The sequence below is a fragment of the Streptomyces calidiresistens genome, assembly GCF_014141525.1.
GTDB classification, from domain to species: Bacteria; Actinomycetota; Actinomycetes; order Streptomycetales; family Streptomycetaceae; genus Streptomyces; species Streptomyces calidiresistens.
Genome location: NZ_VKHS01001017.1, coordinates 1 through 1,659 on the forward strand (window position 1 = coordinate 1; position 1,659 = coordinate 1,659).

The window sequence follows — 1,659 nt, forward strand, 5'->3', positions numbered from 1 at the left end:
GGGGACTCCCGGGCCGGGGCGCCGGGGGGTGGTCCGTCGCCGTCGGGTGTCCGGTGGGCGCCCCCGCCGGCGGCGTTCCCCGCCGCGCTTCCCGGCCGGTCGCCGGTCGATCGCCCATGGGCCATCACGGGCTCCCTCCCCTGTGGTCCCCCGGTGTCGCCTCCCCTGACGACACCGCGCCCAGCGTAGCCCGATCGCACACGTGTGTGCCGGCATTCGCCCGCAATCACGGGGGAGTTGGCGCTATGGTCGGGCGGAGGCGCCCCGCGCGCCGGACCGGGGAGGGTCCGGCGCCACGCAGGCGGCGCCACGGCACGGCACCGCGCGGAAGACCGCGACGGACCACCGACTTGGGGGTGGATTTCCACCATGCGTCAGATCGTGGGTTATGCCTCGGGCGTCTTCGACCTCTTCCACATCGGCCACCTGAACATCCTTCGGCACGCCGGGAGCAGGTGCGACCACCTGGTCGCCGGGGTGGTGACGGACGAGGCGGCCGAGTCCATGAAGGGGCGGCCCCCGATCGTCCCCCTCGTGGAGCGGTTGGAGATCGTGCGCAGCGTGCGTCACGTGGACGCCGCGTTCGTGGACACCTCCGCGGACAAGCGGGTCGCCTGGCACCAGGTCCGTTTCGACGTGCTGTTCAAGGGCGACGACTGGCGCGGGACGCCCAAGGGCGACCGGCTGGAGGCGGAGATGGCGGAGGTGGGCGTGGAGGTCGTCTACCTCCCGTACACCGTGCACACCTCCAGCACCCACCTGCGGGCCGCCCTGGACGCGTTGGCCGCGCCGCCGGCCGGTCCCGGCGGCACGGTCAGCGGCGCGGGGCGCTGAGGGCGGACACCCGCCGGTACCACAGCAGGGCGAAGGCCGCCGCGAAGAGCAGGTGCGCGGCGGCCAGCACCGCGTAGCCGACCCGGAACCACGAGGCCTGCGCGAGCAGCAGGAACGACCAGCACACCACTCCGTAGTCCACCGGCAGGAGCGCCAGGGCCCGCCACAGCGGGGGCGGCGCCTCCCGCCCCGCCGGGCCGGCCCCGCCCCCGGCGGTCCGGGCCGCGGAGAGCAGCTTGTCGGTGAGCAGGCCGCCGCAGAAGATCACGACCGCCGCCGTCTGGAAGGCGAGCGGGACCAGCAACCAGCCCTCGCCGGGCAGGTCGTGGAAGCGGTACAGCGAGATCAGCACGGCGGCGTGCAGGGTCACGACCTTGACGCAGTCCACCATGTGGTCCAGCCACTCCCCCGCCGGACTCGCCTCCCGGCGCAGACGGGCGAGTTGACCGTCCGCGGAGTCCAGGGCGAAGCCGAGGACCAGCAGGGAGGTCACGGCGACGGCGGTGGCCGGTGAGGGTGCCATCAGCGCGATGACCGCGATGCCCGAGCAGGTGAGGGCGCCGCTGATCAGGGTGACGTGGTTGGGTCGCAGGCCCATCAGCAGGGCCGCGGCGGCGGCCGGCCGGCCCAGGGGGCGGTTGACCCACCGGGAGTAGAGCGAGACGCCCCGGGCGGACTTCCCGGCGCCGCGCAGTTCGCGCAGGGCGGCGGAGAAGCCGGTGGGCGGGGTCCCCGCCGGAGGCGCTCCCCCACCCGCCGGTGCCGGTGCGTGCGCGGTGTCGTGCGCGACTCCCCGCGCGGTGTCGTGCGGTGCGTCCCCCACCC

At 75.1% G+C, this 1,659-nt stretch carries 2 protein-coding genes; one reads left to right on the top strand and one right to left on the bottom strand.

Annotation, left to right across the window (positions count from 1 at the left end):
- Positions 1-369 precede the first annotated feature (369 nt).
- Complete coding sequence (locus FOE67_RS25065; RefSeq protein ID WP_182667101.1) at positions 370-834, top strand: FAD synthase family protein; 465 nt, start codon at positions 370-372, stop codon at positions 832-834.
- On the opposite strand, the gene FOE67_RS25070 is transcribed toward FOE67_RS25065, so the two are convergent.
- Positions 815-1,528 carry a CDP-alcohol phosphatidyltransferase family protein gene (locus FOE67_RS25070; RefSeq protein WP_182667102.1) on the bottom strand — a complete coding sequence of 238 codons (714 nt, stop codon included), beginning with the start codon at positions 1,526-1,528 and terminating at the stop codon, positions 815-817. The genes FOE67_RS25065 and FOE67_RS25070 overlap by 20 nt on opposite strands.
- Between the last annotated feature and the right edge of the window lie 131 nt (positions 1,529-1,659).